The following is a 15,595-nucleotide window of genomic DNA, read 5'->3' as shown; positions in this document are numbered from 1 at the left end:
GGCGCTCTTCGCTGCGGGCTGGCCGCAGCGAGGAGCGGCGATCACTTCTTCGCCCGCCAGGTGTTCAGCCAGGCCCCAATCCGCCCGAAAAATCCGCGCGCCTCCTTCTTCGCGGCTTCCACCCGCTGGCCGGCGGCATCGAAGCTCTCGCCCACCTCGACCAGCGCCGGATCAACCATCCGCTCGCGGAACTGCAGCCACATCTTGCGGACCATGAAGATCAGGAAGGCCAGAGTCGTCAGGATGATGATGTTGACCCACGGGATCAGCGTCACGTCCGGCCCTTCAACCGGCCGGATGCTGACCGCGTTCGGAAAGGCCGAAAAGATCGGCAGCCGCCAGCCGTAATGCGTGATCGCCACCCATTGTCCGGGTTGCCGCGAGGCATTCGTCGCCTCGGCCTGCAGGGTGCTGGAGTTCCACTTGAAGTAGGGCGGCCATAGCCAGCCCGTATCCTCGTTGCGGTAGGTGATGGTGCCCCCGCCGTCAAAGACTGCCTCGATAAACCGAATATCGCGCGAGGTCGTCGTGGTCTCGGCCCCGGTCCCGGTGTCCTCGATCGCATAGAACATCCAGTTGCCGCCGATCTGGGTGACACGGTTATAGGTTCCGATCACTTGTACGATGTCACGCTGCGGCAGGGTGTAGTGCAGGAACAGGGCCGCAGTCACCACGGCCAGGATCGCGAGGCCCCACTTGATCTTCTTCCACATGGCCTCAGCTCCAGTTGATGAAATAGACCGTGGCGGCAAAGCCGATGGTCGGGATCACATAGATAAGCCAGAGAAGCCGCCGTTTCAGCCCCTTTTCATAGGCCTGCATGCCTGCCTCGATGAAGACCTCGCGCTGCGTAGCGGGCAGGCCCTCCTTGGCAGGGTCGGTGTCCCATTCCTTTTCCAGCTTCTCGCGCCGGACCGACCGGGAATAGAGCGAGGTGAAAAAGTAGATGATCGTCAGCACGACGTACATCATGAAGGCAAGTCGCAACCATCCCATCAGCGTCTTCCTCCCCACGGGCCGACGACCGGCCTGTCCAGCGTCCGGCGCACCGGTTTCGGCCCCTCCACCATCTGCGGCCGCTGCAACTCATCCATCCCTGGCTCGGGCCCGAAAAGGGTGGTCCGTGCCCCTTCCTTGTCCACCTGATACTCCCGCGCGAGGAAATCGGCGACATAGGTCTTCTTCCGCTCCGACCACGTCGCATACTGCGCGTAGAAAAGCTCCTTGTGGACGATGAACATCTGCCGCACGTCCATCGGTGCCAGTTCCGACAGAAGCATGTTCACAAGGTCCCGGTCGCGCCCCGCCTTGGCCCGCAGCGTGTAGAAATAGGCCGGGTGCTCGGATGTGATCTTCGGCCAGGGCCCACCCGCCTCGACCCAGCGGAGAAGGGCGGCAAGGCCCATGAACTCGTCGGGAAGCGCGGTGCCGATCCGGTAGGCGATCTTGCGAAGCTCGGTCCGCCGCGCATCGCCGATCTCGATCCCCAGCCGGTCGGCGGCATCGACGAGGATGAAGTCCATCTTCTGCCGCAGGATCGCCGCCCCGTCGGTGCCGCGCGCCTGTACGATGGGCTCGACCAGGTTGTTCCGCTCCATCCAGTCGGCGATCTGGTTCCTGTGCGTCAGGTCCATCACCTGCGCCACCGGCACCTCGCCCAGGGACCGCCAGTCGAGGGAAGAGATAGCGGCGGGAAACCGCACGTCGCGGAAGATGTAGACCCCGCCGAAATGGCTGGTCCAGAAGTTCTGCTGCTCGAAGGTCATCGCGGGGAGGTGGATCGGCACCCGCGTCACGTCGCCCGTCTTCTTGGCGAGGGTGATCATCTCGGCCACCAGCACGTCATCGCGCCAGCCATCGGGTTCCTGCCGGAACCGCTCGATCAGCTTGGCAAGCTTCCCCGCATCCGCCACATGCCCGCCGATGGTATCCGCCTCGATGGTCACCTGCCTGATGTCGAAGAGCTTCGCCGGGCTATCGAAGGCGTAGACCGAGTTCTGCAGCTCCCCCGCCACCGCATCCCGCGCGGTCAGGGCAAAAAGCTGCGCCTCGTTCTTCTCGATGAACTGCGTCAGGATCCCCCGGCTGGTGGAGAACTTGATGTTCAGAAGCGGCGCATCCTTCTGCGCCGTGGTGAGGAGGATGAACTGCCGGTTCGCCCCGTTGGGGTTGAGGTAGAGGTCGTCGCCCAGCTCATCGCCGATCTCCGGGGAGTAGCCGGACAGGTCAATGTGGAAATCGTCGAGCTTCGTCGTCTTGCCGGTCAGATGTTTGAGCGCGCGGTTGTAGCGTTCGACAAGGGCGGGGGAGGAGACCTCGATCAGGTTCCCGAACATGAGACCGCGTTGAATGAGGCGTTTCATGACTTATCCCTCTTGCCGTCCTCATCATCCACCATCTTCATCCCAATACGGCGGTTCATTTCTTGAGATTTCACGACCCAGACATAAGCCAGCAGCGGTCCCCAAAGCATGGCCATCAGTGCCGAACGGCTGAGGAAATAGTTGGCTCGCTCAATCGGATCCAACACAAACTGCCTGTAAACGCCCTCGTTGATTGCTCCATAAAGCAAGGCCATGATCACTGCCCCGACCGCATAGGCCACGACCGCAGTCTTGAATACCGCCCAGCCAAGGGCGCGGTGCGACTCGTTCTCTTTCCCGGCAAACCATCCGGGCAAGATAGCCACAAGAAGGCACATGCAAACGATCGGCAGAAGAAAGTTCCAGATGTCTGCGTGCAGCCCCTCGCTCACCCCTTCCCCTCCAGATACCGCCGCTTCGCCTCTTCCGTCCGCCCGAAATCCCGCACCATCGCTTCGATGGCCACCTCGTCCGACTTGTCGGCATAGCGGAACTCGCTGTCGGCGTAGCGGTTGATCTCCTGGATCACCATGTCCACCGTGATCGGCGTCATCAGCCCCCGGATCATCGCCAGCTTCTCGTCATAGGGCTTGAAGAGGAAGAGGTCCGGCTCGGCCATCCATTCGTCCGGCAGTTCAAAGTCCATCGCCCGGACCTTCACCGCATCGGTGATGTTCTTGATCGCGCGGCCCGTGAACCGCTCATCCGCCTGCTGGATGGCCTTCAGATAGGCCCCCATCTTGGCGAGGGTATCGAGCTTGCCGATCTCACCCGAGACCCGGTCCCAGACCTTCAAGAGCCCCTCCTCATGCGGCTTCGAATGGCCCTCGAAGCTGGCCGCCACGGCCTTCCTGATCTCCTGCGCCGCAAAGAGGTCATGCTCGCCCACCGGGATCGCATGGTTCTTCCCCAGCAAGAGCGAGAGGATGTCGATGTAATCCTCCTTTGTCTGCGGCCCATCCACCAGGAACCGCGCGCCCGCCCTTTGCCGCAAGGCGTCGTCCACATTCTCCGGGAAGTTACTGAACATCCCGAAGGTGCAGTTTCCCCGCACCACCGTTCCCGCCCCGGCGAAGGCCTGCATGAAGACCGCCGTCACCTCTTGCTGGCCCGCGCTTGACTGCCGGTCGCCCCGTTTCCCCGCCACCTGGTCGATGTCGTCGATGGTGCCGAAGCCGATCACCGAAGGGTCCAACACGGCATCGATGAAGGCCTTGGCGTTCTGGCCTGACTTCCCCTGATAGCTGTCGATCTGGTCGATACTGAAGTTCTGATAGCGGAACGGATACCCCGCCACCTTGCAGTAATCGTTCAGAAGTCCCGCCATCATCTGGATCAGCGTGGTCTTGCCCGTCCCCGGCTTCCCATCCCCCATGAAGGTGAAGATGAATCCTCCCAGTTCCGCAAACGGGTTCAGCCGCCGCTCGAAATCATAGGCCATCAGCATCTTTGCTAGACGCAGGGACTGGTACTTGGCGATGTGGTTCCCCACCACCTCATGCGGCTTCTTGAAGGCCATGGCGATCATGCCGCCCTTCGCCGCCTTGGCCGGTTTGAACCCCGCGATGGTCAGCCCGTCCGCCTCCACCTTCCACGAGGCCCCCGTGAACACGGACACCCGCGCGGCCCCAGAACTACCGGCTTCCGCCCGGATCTGCACCTTCTTCATCAAGGCCTCGGCAAAGGCCGAGACCACCGCGACCAGCTTCACATCATCCGTGGCCAGCGCGCCGATGTCCTGGTCCAGCTCCCAAAGCGCCCCCTGCAACGCGAGTGGAGCATTGTCGGTCAGCACTTCCTCCACCTCGCCCAACTCGACGGTCGAAGGCCCCACATGCGGCGCGATCAGGTAGGCGAGCGCATTGGCAAAGGTGAACAAGACCACCATCGCCTCGCCCTGCAAGAGCTCGCCGAACTCCGCCCGCTTCGGCTCGGGTACCCGCCCCTCAAGGTTCGCCTTCTTCAACTCGGCAAGCCCGGACTGCGCCGAAAACGTCTCGCCCATCGCAAGCGCAATCGCGAGCGACCGCCGCAGCGCATTCAGCACCGCCGCCTGCACCGGGGTCACCAAGCCGTCGCCCAACCCCTCCACCCGCTCCGCCAGCCTTACGCCTCCCGGCCGAGCCGTCGACCGCGTCGCCATCCCCGGCACTGTTGAGCGAAACGTTGGCCGCGCCCCGATCCCCGGCGACCGTTCCGCCACCGGGGCCGCGACCAGAGGCTTCGCCAGCCGCGGCGCATGATCGAAGCCAAGGACCATGCCCAGCGCCGCCTCGTACTGCGCCCGGATCGTCTCTTCCTTCAGCTCCATCGTGTCGCGCGTACTCATGGAAAAGGCCCTCTCATTCTTCGTCCACAAATATCCCGGGGCCCGGGGCAGCGCCCCGGAGGCATCCACAATTCACAACGTCGGAATAAGCCGCCCTCCGGCCCCCACGACGAACTTCCGGTAGCCGCGCAGTCCTGCCGGGTTCTGCTCGACCAGCACCTGATAAGGGCGCTCCGGAAGGATGATCATCCGGTCCTGCCGCGTCGCCCCGATATCCGCCCCCGCCACCGGATCAAGCTTGTAGACCTGCCGGATCGCGCTGGAGAACCAGCCGTCCTTAACCTCTTCCTCGCGGTCCGCGACCAGGTCTTCCACCGTCCAGACCAATGCCCAGTCTTCGCCCTCCGGCGCCTTCGCGCCCTCCAGCACCTTGGAAATCGGCCCCGATTGCAGGGTGAAGCTGGCCGAATACATCGGCCCCAGGATGATCCGCCGCAGGCGTTTGGGGTGCAGGTCCTCGAAATCCTTGTCGAATCCGGTGGCGATGGTCAGAAGCTTCAGCCCGCCTACCGACTGCGCCATCAGCGCCGCCTGCGCCTGCGGCCAGCGCGCGGCGTCGGTCGGCAGGGGCTTCTTGCCGCTGTCCTCCAGGTCCATCAGGTAGACCACCGGCAGGTTCGCTTGCGTGTCCCAGACCGCCCAGTGCACCAGGAAATGCCGCCGGTTTCCCAGATCCTGGATCCACTGCGCGTCCGGATCATTCCGCGCCCAGAAGATGCCGCCGGCCATCAGCGCCTCGTAGTAGTACCGCTGCGACAGCGCGAATTGCAGCGCGGTCGGGATCATCAGGTCCCCCACGATCTGCCGCACCATCCGGTCCTTCAGCTCGGCTTCCGAGGGCATCCCGGCCAGATGCTTCTCCGCCTGGCTCGCATCCACGGCCATGGTCATCAGCTCCTGGGCCACCGGAAACCCGCTCTCATGCCGGTCGATGGTCAGGCGTGGAGCCGCCTCTCCCCGCCCGGTCATCAGGTACTTGTTCGATAGCGCCCGGAACGTCCCCGCCACGGCCGTCAGATAGCGCCCCAGAATCCGCGCCTCGGTCCGGCTCAGCTTTCCCTCCGCCTCCACCTCGGCCGCCACCCGGCCAAGATGCCCGGTGATCCGGACGAACTTGGCAAAGTAGCGCCGGGCGACAAGCGTGTCGTAAAGTTCGGCGTGGTCTGAGGTGAGGGCGTCCTTGACGGTCGGGTCAGGCATCGCGATCCTTGCCGTTCCGGTCTACCCAGAAGTACCAACGGTTGATCGGACCCACAGTTGCAGTGGGATGCACCACGCCTTTCCCTTGCGCACTCAATTGCCCACGCTTTGAAACCGCTCTGAACAACGTCTGGATCAGCAGGTACAGGCCCCCGATCACTAGCGCCCAGGAAATGGTGATAAACCAGCTATCGCTCGCTACGCCGGTGGCCTGCGAACCCATCCAAACCACCATGCCCAAGCCGAATGCCCCCCAGCCAACCAGGGCCATCCATGCGATCTGGTCCCTAAACCTCATTCCCCATACGCGTTCTTGTCGTGCTTCTCGACAATCGCCGCGAACCGCCGGGCGAACCGTTCATCCGCCTTCGCCTTCTGCTCCAGGATCTGGCGGGCAAAGACCATGTGCCCCTCATGCGCTTCCAGCATGTCGGCCATCTTGTCGTTGGTCGCCGCCCCGATCGCCGCCATCGCGGTCTGGGCCTCCTGGTCGGTCTTCACCCCGATCTCGTTGATCCGGTGCGCCACGTCTTGCTGCTGGGCGGTCTTCAACGACGAAGTCAGCGCATCATAAAGCACGACCCGCTGCTTCGTGTCCGTCTGCAGCTTGTTGATCAGCACCAGCTGCGTCGCCGCCTGGTTCTGAAGGGAGTCGACCCAGGTCTTGCCCTTCTCGATATAGCGCTCCAGCGTCTGGGACTTCGCAAGTTTCACCTGCTCGTCCTGCACCAGCGCGTTGTGCTGGGCGTTCAGCGTCGCCAGTTCCGTCTCCAGCTTCGTCCGCGCCGCCGCGTCGGTCTCGACCGCAATCTTGTTCTCCAACTCGATCAGCCGGGGGTCGAGCGCCGCAACCTCGGCCCGCACCGCCTCCAGCGCCGCCACCGTTTCCTCGCGCTCGGTCAGGGTCGAGGCAAGGTTCCCCTCCACCCGCGTCTTCTGCGTGTTCAGAAGGTCCAGCTGCCCCTGCAACAGCTTCACGATCACGTCCGACTTGGAAATCAGGTCCTGCAGCTTGTCGTCGATGGTCGCCGCCCGCATCCGCTCCTGCCGCATCGATTCGGCCTTGGCCGAGGAGAAGATGCCGATGAACGACTCCATCCCGGTCTTCGTCCGCATCTCGTTGAACTCGGCCGAGAAGCCGGCGGTCACATCGTCCAGCCCCATGATAAGTTCCGCGATGTTCGCGTTCATCAGGTCGGTGTGCTTCGACACATCCTCAAGCGTGGCGTTCTCCACGTCCAGTTGCACGCCCTGATCCAGCTTTGACCGCGCCTCCTCGATCCGGCTGGTGATGGCGGAAATCTTCGCCTGCGCCTCGGCGACCTGCGCCTGGCTTTCCTTGATCTGCGTCTCGAAATCGGCCATCCGACCCTCCGTTGAACCTTGTTTGCATCACATAGTGATGTAACAGCGAATTACATCGGCCCGGCGAGTGGAAATCGGACGTCGGGACCCGGCAAAGCTTGCCGCAACTCCCGCCACCCGCCAAGAGCCGAATCCCGTATCTTCCTTTCTGCTGAAATATCCTGGGGGTTTGGGGGTGAAACCCCCATCAACCGAGGAGAAGCGCGCAAGCGCGCCGACGAGACAAAAGTCTTGCGCGTCAGCGCTCAATTCGAAAACCGCCCATCAAACCGGGATGTTGTCGATCAGCCGCACCCCGTCGATCCAGGCCGCCGCCAGCATCCGGCGCGGGCGGCGGGGGTCGTCGGACGGCATCAGGGTTTCGGCATCGCGAAGCTCGATATACTCCACCCGCTCGAAGCCGGCCTTGCGCATGGTTTCCGCCGCCTCGCGGATCGCCATCCGGTCGGCGTGGCCCGCGCGGATGTCATCCGCCGCACGGGTGATCGCCGCATAAAGGATCGGCGCCTTGGCCCGCCCCTCAACCGTCAGCCGCACGTTGCGTGAGGACATCGCCAGCCCGTCCGCCTCACGAATCGTCTCGCAGCCCACCACCTCGACCGGAATGTTCAGGTCGCGCACCAGCCTCAGCACCACCTGCAACTGCTGCCAGTCCTTCTGGCCAAAATAGCCCCGGTCGGCGAGCGTCATGCCGAAAAGCTTGGTCACCACCGTCGCCACACCGTCGAAATGGCCAGGGCGCATGTAACCCTCCAGCGGCTGAGCGACCCCCTGCATCGTCACGTTGGTGATGAAGCCCTCGGGATAGACCTCCTCGACCGGCGGGGCGAAGATCGCGTCGACCGGGACCGTGGCCAGAAGCGCCGCATCCGCCTCTTCGCTGCGGGGGTATTTCTTCAGGTCCTCGGGGTTGTTGAACTGCTTTGGGTTCACGAAGATGGTGGTGATCACCCGGTCGCATTCCGCCCGTGCCCGCCGCGCCAGTGACAGATGCCCGTCATGCAGCGCGCCCATCGTCGGGACCACACCCACCGCGTCGCCCTTCACCTTCCAGCCACGCGCCAGCGCACGCAGGTCGGCCACGGTCCGGACAATCGGGATCATTTCTTCACCGGCAGCTCGTCAGGGAAACTGTGGTCGGCTGCAGGGAAAGTGCCTGCACGCACCTCGGCGGCATAGGCGGCGATCGCCTCATCCGCCGCCTTCCCCAGTTCGGCATAGCGCTTGACGAACTTCGGTCGGAAGTCGGTGAAAAGACCCAGCATGTCATCGACCACCAGCACCTGCCCGTCGCAGTCCACCCCTGCCCCGATCCCGATGGTCGGGATCGACAGTGCCGCCGTGATCCGGCCCGCCAGCCCCATCGGCACCTTCTCCACCACCACCGAGAAGGCCCCTGCCGCCTCGATGGCCTTGGCGTCGGCCATCACCTTCTCGGCTTCCTCGGCCCTGCCCACGACCTTGTAGCCGCCCAGCGTGTTCACCGCCTGCGGGGTCAGGCCGACATGGGCCATCACCGGCACGCCGCGGGCGGTCAGAAAGGCGATCGTCTCGGCCATGTGAACGCCGCCCTCCAGCTTCACCGCCGGGGCGCCGGTCTCGGCCATCAGGCGACTTGCATTGCGGAACGCTTGCTGCGGGGATTCCTCGTACGACCCGAAGGGCATGTCGATCACCGGCATCGCCTTCTGACACCCCCGCACGACAGCGCGACCGTGCAGGATCATCATCTCCAGCGTCACGCCAAGGGTCGAGGGCAGGCCGTGGATCACCATGCCCACGCTGTCGCCCACCAGCGCGATGTCGCAATGCGCATCGACCAGTCGCGCCACCGGCGTCGAATAGGCGGTCAGCACCACCAGCGGCGCACCGCCCTTGCGGGCGCGGATGTCGGGGGGAAGCACCGGCCTGACGGGGGACGTCGCACTCATCAAGGGCCTCGCCAAGCGGTTCGCATACTGCCTGACATATGGGCACAAGCGCCAAGCCGTCGCAACAGCTTTGCGCCGCAGCGCAGCGCAGTTGCCCGCCCATGCCGCCCGGCCGGGGTTGACCCTTCCCGCCGTCTGGCCTTTCCTCTGCCGCAACGAAGGAGCGACCCATGAGCCTGATCCAGCGCGTCACCCGCATCGGCACCCAGCCGGAAGTCACCCGCCCCGACGCCGCCAAGGTCATCAGTGGCGACCCGGTCCACACGACCTGGAGCCTGGAAGAGACCGACGGCCTTTATGCCGGCCTCTGGCAGAGCACCCCCGGAAAGTGGCGCGTCAGCTATTCGGAATGGGAATACCTCCGTATCCTCAGCGGCTATTCGATCCTGACCGGCGATGACGGCAGCGTCACCCAACTCCACGCGGGTGACAGCCTGATCCTGCGGCCCGGCTTTACCGGAGTCTGGGAGGCGGTCGAGACCACCCTCAAGGACTACGTGATCAGAACGTAGACGTCTCCGACGTCCCCACCGTCACGACCGAGGCGGGAAGTTCGGGACGCGGGCAATCGTCCGGCTCGATCCCGCGGCGTTCGCAGGCGGCAAGGCGCTTGGTCTCGGCCTTCTCGGCGGCGGCACGATCCTTCTCGGCCTGTTTCTCGATCGCGATCAGGTCCTTTTCCTTCTGCGCGATGTTCTCGGGCGTTGCCGGAACGATGCGACCAAAGGCATCGCTCATCTGCGGGCCTTCCAGCGCCAGGCTTTCTGCCTCGGTCCGAACTTTCACGCGGGTGCCGTTCGGCACGCGGTTGTAAAGATCGATGATGTCCTGGTTGAACAGGCGGATGCAGCCTGCGCTGGTCGCGTGGCCGATGGATGCGGAATCGGCGGTGCCGTGGATGCGGAACATCGAATCCTTGCCGCCCCGGTAGAGATACAGCGCCCGCGCGCCCAGGGGGTTCTCAAGACCACCGGGAAGACCGGCGGCATAGGCCGCGTAAAGGTCGGGCCGGGTGCGGACCATGTTTGCGGTCGGCTGCCAGTAGGGCCATTCCGCCTTGCGCCCGATCACGCCCGAACCGCGGAACGACAGCCCCTCACGGCCGACGGCAATGGGATAACGCGTGGCCATCCCGCCCTCTTCCACAAGGTAAAGCTTCCGCGTGTGGGTATCGACGACGATTGTCCCGGGCGCCTCGTCCCCCGCGTAGGCCACGACCTCTCGCCGGTTGCCGTCGTAAAGATACTGGGCCGGCACCGGCTGGATGAAGAACTCGCCGTCCTGGATGCCTTCATAGCCCGGCACCACCGGAGGCTCCTTGGTCGTGGGCGACCCGCCACAGGCGGCAAGCAAAGGAAGGGCAAGGACCGCAACGATCCGGGCAAGGGAATACGACACTTGGCAGACTCAAGGTTAGGGCAGCTTTGCCAAGCTTCGGCCACGCGCCCCGAGTCGCGTCAAGCGAAAAGTTCAAGGAAAATCCGAATCTTCGCGGGCAAAGTTGCCCCGGAACCCGATTCAGGTCCGATTCCGGGGCAGATGTTCGCTTATGTCAGGTCCAAGCCTCAGTTCACCGCGCCGATCGACCAGAAGAGGGTCTCGCCGCTGCTGTCGTTGGTCCCGTCATTGTCGGTGACCAGCCAGCCGGTCCCGGCAGCATCGACGGCAAAGCCCTCGATCTTCTCGGCCGCGAAGCCGCCAGTGACGCCGAGGTCCGGCAGAAGGTCACGCACCAGTTCCTTGGTCACGACCGGAAGGGCACCGCCAAGTTCCGCCGGTTGAAGGCCGGACAGGGCCACGCGGTTCAGTTTCTTGACTGCGGCATTGCCGGCGATCTGGTTGTCGCGCTCGATGAGGTAGAGGTGGTCGCCATGCGCCGTGATCTCGGACAGGCCGACCCAGGCCCCTTCGGCCCCCGAGGCGGCGTCCAGCGGGTAATGCACCGCGCCCCAGGTCTCTTCCGCCGTATTGTAGGCCAGAAGCTTCACCATCCCGGCCGGATCGTCCTGCCATTCGCGCTGGACGGCCAGCCAGAGCACATCGCCAACCTTGGTGATGCCTTCGAAGCCGAAGCGGATTTCGTTGTCGAGAAGCGCCTCGGGCAGCGGGATCTCCTTCACGATCGCGCCCTCGGCGTCGACGTGAAGGATCGCATGCGGGACCAGCCGGTCGCTTCGGCCTTCGCTGGCCAGCCAGAACCCGCCTTCGCCATCGCCGACGATGCCTTCAAGGTCCAGCTTCTGCGCGGCATCTCCGCCGCGCGTCACCGTCAGCGCCGCCGTGATCTTCGCCGGGGCCTGCGTGGTGTCGATGGTGTAGATCGTCGGTGCCGCAGAGAGGACCGAGTCGCTGACGGCATAAAGCGTGCCTTCCGGCCCGGCCGTCAGGCCCGACAGCGCCGCCCAGCCGATCAGCGGGTCGCTCCCGGCGCTGGTGATCATCGGATAGGCCGGGGTGCCCTCGGCACGCTCGTAGACCATGACATGCGCGGGGGCGAGGCCATCACCGCGCAGGTCCACCTCGTTCGCCGTCGCGAACAGGTTCCGCGCCGGGATCGCCACCATGCCTTCCGGGCTGATGCCCGATGGCAGGATCTGCTTCAGCACCGGGGCAGCCGGGTTCGTCAGGTCATAGACCGCGACCAGCGAGGCGCGTTCCGAGGCAACGAAGAGGTGCGGCACGCCGTCGAAGGATGCGACCTCGACCGATTCCAGTTCCACGCCCTTGGAGCTGCGGTGGTCCGGGTAATGCCCCATCGCCACCATCTCGCGCTCAAGGCTCGCGCCGCTTTCGAACACGACCGTCCCGTCGCGCTTGAACATGGTGAACCCGCGCGACCCGCCTTCGTAGTCGCCCTCGTTCGCCACCACGAAATGGTCCGCGTCGACCCATTTCACCGCATCCGGCTCGCGCAGCGCAGTCTTCTCGCCGGTGAAATCCATCCGGCCGTCACGCTTGGTGTCGATGCCGGTCAGCGCGACCTCACCGGCGCTGAAGTGGCTGCTGACAGCCCCATCGGCACCGATCACCGCGATATGGTTGTTCTCCTGCAGCGTCACGACGATCTCGCCCGCTGCGTTGATGTCGAGGAATTCCGGCTCGGGGTCATCCCCCGCCACCGCCGCCAGCCCGGTCAGCTCGATCCGCTGCAGCCCGCCGCAGTCGACCGCACCATCCACGATCGGCAGCTTGACGACGAAGCCCGCCGGCATCTGCGGGATCGCGCCGTCGTTCACATCCTCATCGCGCTCGTTCTCGATGGCGATCGCCAGGAACGACCCGTCCGGCGCCTTGGCCACCGCATCCGGCTGCCCGCCGATGTCACATTCCGCGACCACCGCCTTCGTCGCCGGATCGACCGTCACCAGCTTGCCCGAGGGTGCGGTAAAGCTTTCCGAGGTGTTCACCCCGGCGAAGATCAGGTTGCCGACATAGACCGCCGTCGTCGGCTCGCCGCCCACTTCAATGTTGCCCAGCGGCTTCGGCGCCCTGGGGTCGGTGATGTCGACCAGCCCGATCACGCCAAGCGGGCTGTCGGTGTAGACCAGCGTATTGCCGTCCTCGCTTGCCGAGATGATCTCGGCACTCGTCTCGCGCGCCGTGTCCTCGCCCGCCGCCATGTTCGAGGGCGTCGCGAAGGGCGACACGCGATTGAACACCATCTCCGCGCTCGCGGGCAGCGCGGTGGCAAGGGCAAGGGCCGAAGTCAGGCAGAGTCTGGAAGGCATCATCGGGGCGGTCCTTTCGCTGAAAAGTCTCGCCCCGAGTGGCTGCCTTCGATTTCATCCCGATGACGAGATCATGACAGTTCGGTTACGCCACCACGTTGAACGCCGGGCCGTAGGGGTAATGCGTGATGTCCTCCGGCTCATCGTCGGTGACGACGAAGATGTCATGCTCGCGGTAGCCTCCCGCCCCCGGCATCCCTTCCGGGATCGTCAGCATCGGTTCCATGCTGATCACCATCCCCGGTTCCAGCACCGTGTCGATATCCTCTCGCAGCTCCAGCGCGGCCTCGCGGCCGTAGTAGTGGCTGAGGATGCCGAAGGAATGGCCATAGCCGAAGGTCCGGTATTGCAGCATCTGCCGCTCGGCCAGGAACTCGTTGATCTTCATGGTGATCTCGGCACAGCTTGCCCCGGGCTTAAGCAGTTTCATCCCGTATTCATGGCTGTCGATGTTGGTCTGCCAGACCTTCATGCTGGCATCATCCACCTCGCCCACGAAGAGCGTCCGCTCCAGCGCGGTGTAGTAGCCGCTGATCATCGGGAAGCAGTTGAGCGACAGGATATCCCCGTGCTTGAGCTTGCGGTTGGTCACCGGGTTATGCGCGCCGTCGGTGTTGATGCCGGACTGGAACCAGACCCAGGTGTCGCGATACTCGGCATCCGGGAAGCGCTTCGCGATCTCGCGCTCCATCGCATCCCGCCCGGCGATGGAGATCTCAAGCTCCGTCGCACCGACCTTGATCGCCTCACGGATCGCATAGCCGCCCACGTCGGCGACGTTCGCGCCATGCTTGATCAGTGCGATCTCCGCCGCCGATTTCCGCATCCGCTGCTGCATCGTGGCCGGGGCGATATCCACCCCCCGCTTGGGCTTCAGGAAGGTGTTGAACTTCTCGGCCCGCTCCATCGTCAGATGGTCGGCCTCGCAGCCCACGGCCTTCCCCGCCCCTACGACCGAGGCCACCGCCCGCCACATGTTGTCGCGCGCCCAGTCGGTGTAGGTGATGTTGTCGCCGATACTGCGCCGCCACGGCTGGCCCGCATCGATCCCGGCGCTGATCGTGACACATTCGGCATGCGTCACAACGCAGGCGTAAGGCCGCCCGAAACTGCAATAGAGGAAGCCCGAGTAATAGGCCACGTTGTGCATGCTCGTCAGCACCACGGCATCAAGCTGATGCATCTCCATGATGTCGCGAAGGCCGGCCAGCCGGTCGTGATACTCCTGATCGGCAAAGGGCAAGGTGTCTTTCTTGCCGCCATTGTGAAAGCGGTACATCTCGGGGCGGTTCAGGGACATGTCAGACCTCCGTCACGGGGTGCGCTATGGGACCCCGAAAGGTCCCGGCGTACAGGACGGACGCAAGCCTCTGGCCTGCAAGCGGCGGGGGAACCCCTGCGGCGACGCCATCGCCACGGCTCACCCTTTCTTTGAGGTCTCGCGACAATTCGCGCAAGTGTCTTTGCGACCCTTGCAGGCCGCATTTGCGACCCCATGTAACGCGGGACCTGAAAGATGGAGACTGCGATGCGCTGCCCGGTGGACAACGAAACCCTTGTGATGGCCGATCGTGGCGGGGTCGAGATCGACTATTGCCCTAAATGCCGCGGCGTCTGGCTGGACCGGGGCGAGTTGGACAAGATCATCGAACGCTCGATGGGCAGTGCCCCCGCGCCTGCCGCCGCACCCGTTGCTCCCCCGCCCCCGCCGCAGCAGCACGCCGCCCCGGTCTATCAGCCGGAACCCCGCGCCCCGCAGGGCTACCGCGAGGATGACCGCCGCCGCTACCGCGACGATGACAACGACGATTACAAGTACGGCTACAAGAAGAAGCGGAAGGAAAGCTTCCTGAAGGATATCTTCGACTTCTGACCCCCGCTCCTCGTCGGCTTCGTCGCTCGTCGCCTTGCCGCGAGGAGAAGACGAAGTCGCACGACGAGCAGCCCGTCAGACCGACCGGGTGATCCCCCCATCCACCCGCAGGTTCTGCCCGGTGATGTAGCCCGCGCCGTCCGAGACAAGGAAGGCGACCGTCGCCGCAATCTCCTCGACCCTGCCATAGCGCCCCATCGGGATGCGGGCGCGGAAGGCCTCTTTCTCCGGCAGGCTGTCGATGAAGCCCGGCAGTACGTTGTTGATCCGGATCCCCTTCGACGCATAGGCGTCGGCGTAAAGCTTGACGAAGGCCGCGAGCCCCGCCCGTGCGACGCCGCTGGTCGGGAATGCCGGGTCAGGCTCGAAGGTGGCGAAGGTGGTGATGTTCACGATCGCGCCCCCGCCTTGCGCTTCCATGATCGGCGTCACCGCACGGATCGGGCGGACGGCGGAGAGGAAGTAGATGTCGATTCCCTGGTGCCAGCCTTCATCCGTGATCTCGATCAGCGGCGCGCGCGGGCCGTGGCCGGCGGAGTTCACCAGAACGTCGATCCGCCCCCACTTCACCATCACCGCATCGACCAGCTGCTGCACGTCGTCGTTGGACTGGTTCGACCCGGTCACGCCCACGCCGCCCAAAGCCTCGGCCAGCGCCTGACCCTTGCCGGACGAGGAGAGGATGCCCACCGCATAGCCCTCGGCCGCCAGCTTCCGCGCCACGCCCGCGCCCATGCCGGAGCCACCAGCCGTGATGACTGCCACCTTCTGCATCGCTTTTCCTTTCCAGCCAGTTCAGCGAAACT

Annotated in this window: 16 protein-coding genes; 2 read left to right on the top strand and 14 right to left on the bottom strand. The window is 64.6% G+C overall.

Annotated elements, in window-relative coordinates:
* Positions 1-41 precede the first annotated feature (41 nt).
* The 10 genes from AC2D9V_RS06955 to panB form a co-directional block, all read right to left on the bottom strand.
* Positions 42-713, bottom strand: coding sequence for a DUF1523 family protein (locus AC2D9V_RS06955; protein ID WP_484713298.1), 672 nt, complete (start codon positions 711-713; stop codon positions 42-44).
* Positions 714-717: 4 nt separating this feature from the next.
* Positions 718-996: a hypothetical protein gene (locus tag AC2D9V_RS06950; protein ID WP_484713297.1), complete on the bottom strand. Its 279-nt coding sequence runs from the start codon at positions 994-996 to the stop codon at positions 718-720.
* Positions 996-2,363 carry a DUF6638 family protein gene (locus AC2D9V_RS06945; protein ID WP_484713296.1) on the bottom strand — a complete coding sequence of 456 codons (1,368 nt, stop codon included), beginning with the start codon at positions 2,361-2,363 and terminating at the stop codon, positions 996-998. Before AC2D9V_RS06945 ends, AC2D9V_RS06950 begins: the two co-directional genes overlap by 1 nt.
* Complete coding sequence (locus tag AC2D9V_RS06940) at positions 2,360-2,755, bottom strand: hypothetical protein (RefSeq protein WP_484713295.1); 396 nt, start codon at positions 2,753-2,755, stop codon at positions 2,360-2,362. The genes AC2D9V_RS06945 and AC2D9V_RS06940 overlap by 4 nt, the downstream gene beginning before the upstream one ends.
* On the bottom strand, positions 2,752-4,692 hold the full coding sequence (locus tag AC2D9V_RS06935; protein ID WP_484713294.1) for an AAA family ATPase: 1,941 nt from the start codon (positions 4,690-4,692) through the stop codon (positions 2,752-2,754). Before AC2D9V_RS06935 ends, AC2D9V_RS06940 begins: the two co-directional genes overlap by 4 nt.
* Positions 4,693-4,764: 72 nt before the next feature.
* Positions 4,765-5,892, bottom strand: coding sequence for a hypothetical protein (locus tag AC2D9V_RS06930; protein WP_484713293.1), 1,128 nt, complete (start codon positions 5,890-5,892; stop codon positions 4,765-4,767).
* A complete protein-coding gene (locus AC2D9V_RS06925; RefSeq protein ID WP_484713292.1) occupies positions 5,885-6,163 on the bottom strand; it encodes a hypothetical protein in 279 nt (92 codons plus the stop codon). The genes AC2D9V_RS06930 and AC2D9V_RS06925 overlap by 8 nt, the downstream gene beginning before the upstream one ends.
* Before the next feature lie 23 nt (positions 6,164-6,186).
* Positions 6,187-7,257: a hypothetical protein gene (locus tag AC2D9V_RS06920; RefSeq protein ID WP_484713291.1), complete on the bottom strand. Its 1,071-nt coding sequence runs from the start codon at positions 7,255-7,257 to the stop codon at positions 6,187-6,189.
* 264 nt (positions 7,258-7,521) lie between these two features.
* On the bottom strand, positions 7,522-8,361 hold the full coding sequence (panC, locus tag AC2D9V_RS06915) for a pantoate--beta-alanine ligase (RefSeq protein WP_484713290.1): 840 nt from the start codon (positions 8,359-8,361) through the stop codon (positions 7,522-7,524).
* Complete coding sequence (gene panB, locus AC2D9V_RS06910; protein ID WP_484713289.1) at positions 8,358-9,188, bottom strand: 3-methyl-2-oxobutanoate hydroxymethyltransferase; 831 nt, start codon at positions 9,186-9,188, stop codon at positions 8,358-8,360. Before panB ends, panC begins: the two co-directional genes overlap by 4 nt.
* Before the next feature lie 170 nt (positions 9,189-9,358).
* Between panB and AC2D9V_RS06905 the strand changes: the two genes are divergently transcribed.
* The gene (locus tag AC2D9V_RS06905; RefSeq protein WP_484713288.1) at positions 9,359-9,700 is read left to right on the top strand and encodes a cupin domain-containing protein; all 342 of its coding nucleotides are present in this window, start codon (positions 9,359-9,361) and stop codon (positions 9,698-9,700) included.
* Here AC2D9V_RS06905 and AC2D9V_RS06900 read toward each other — a convergent pair.
* From AC2D9V_RS06900 to AC2D9V_RS06890, 3 genes are all read right to left on the bottom strand, one after another.
* Positions 9,690-10,586 (bottom strand): L,D-transpeptidase, encoded by an 897-nt coding sequence (locus AC2D9V_RS06900; RefSeq protein ID WP_484713287.1) that lies wholly within the window; start codon positions 10,584-10,586, stop codon positions 9,690-9,692. The two genes, AC2D9V_RS06905 and AC2D9V_RS06900, sit on opposite strands and share 11 nt — an antisense overlap.
* Before the next feature lie 167 nt (positions 10,587-10,753).
* Entirely contained in the window at positions 10,754-12,919 is a 2,166-nt protein-coding gene (locus AC2D9V_RS06895) for an esterase-like activity of phytase family protein (protein ID WP_484713286.1), read from the bottom strand.
* 82 nt (positions 12,920-13,001) lie between these two features.
* On the bottom strand, positions 13,002-14,210 hold the full coding sequence (locus tag AC2D9V_RS06890) for an aminopeptidase P family protein (protein ID WP_484713422.1): 1,209 nt from the start codon (positions 14,208-14,210) through the stop codon (positions 13,002-13,004).
* Positions 14,211-14,444: 234 nt separating this feature from the next.
* Here AC2D9V_RS06890 and AC2D9V_RS06885 point away from each other — a divergent pair, with 234 nt between their 5' ends.
* Positions 14,445-14,789 carry a TFIIB-type zinc ribbon-containing protein gene (locus tag AC2D9V_RS06885; protein ID WP_484713421.1) on the top strand — a complete coding sequence of 115 codons (345 nt, stop codon included), beginning with the start codon at positions 14,445-14,447 and terminating at the stop codon, positions 14,787-14,789.
* 75 nt (positions 14,790-14,864) lie between these two features.
* On the opposite strand, the gene AC2D9V_RS06880 is transcribed toward AC2D9V_RS06885, so the two are convergent.
* Positions 14,865-15,563, bottom strand: a complete 699-nt coding sequence (locus tag AC2D9V_RS06880) for an SDR family oxidoreductase (protein WP_484713285.1) — start codon at positions 15,561-15,563, stop codon at positions 14,865-14,867.
* Between the last annotated feature and the right edge of the window lie 32 nt (positions 15,564-15,595).

This window comes from Tabrizicola sp. T46 (genome assembly GCF_057219895.1).
This window is presented reverse-complemented; position numbering and strand designations above follow the sequence as displayed.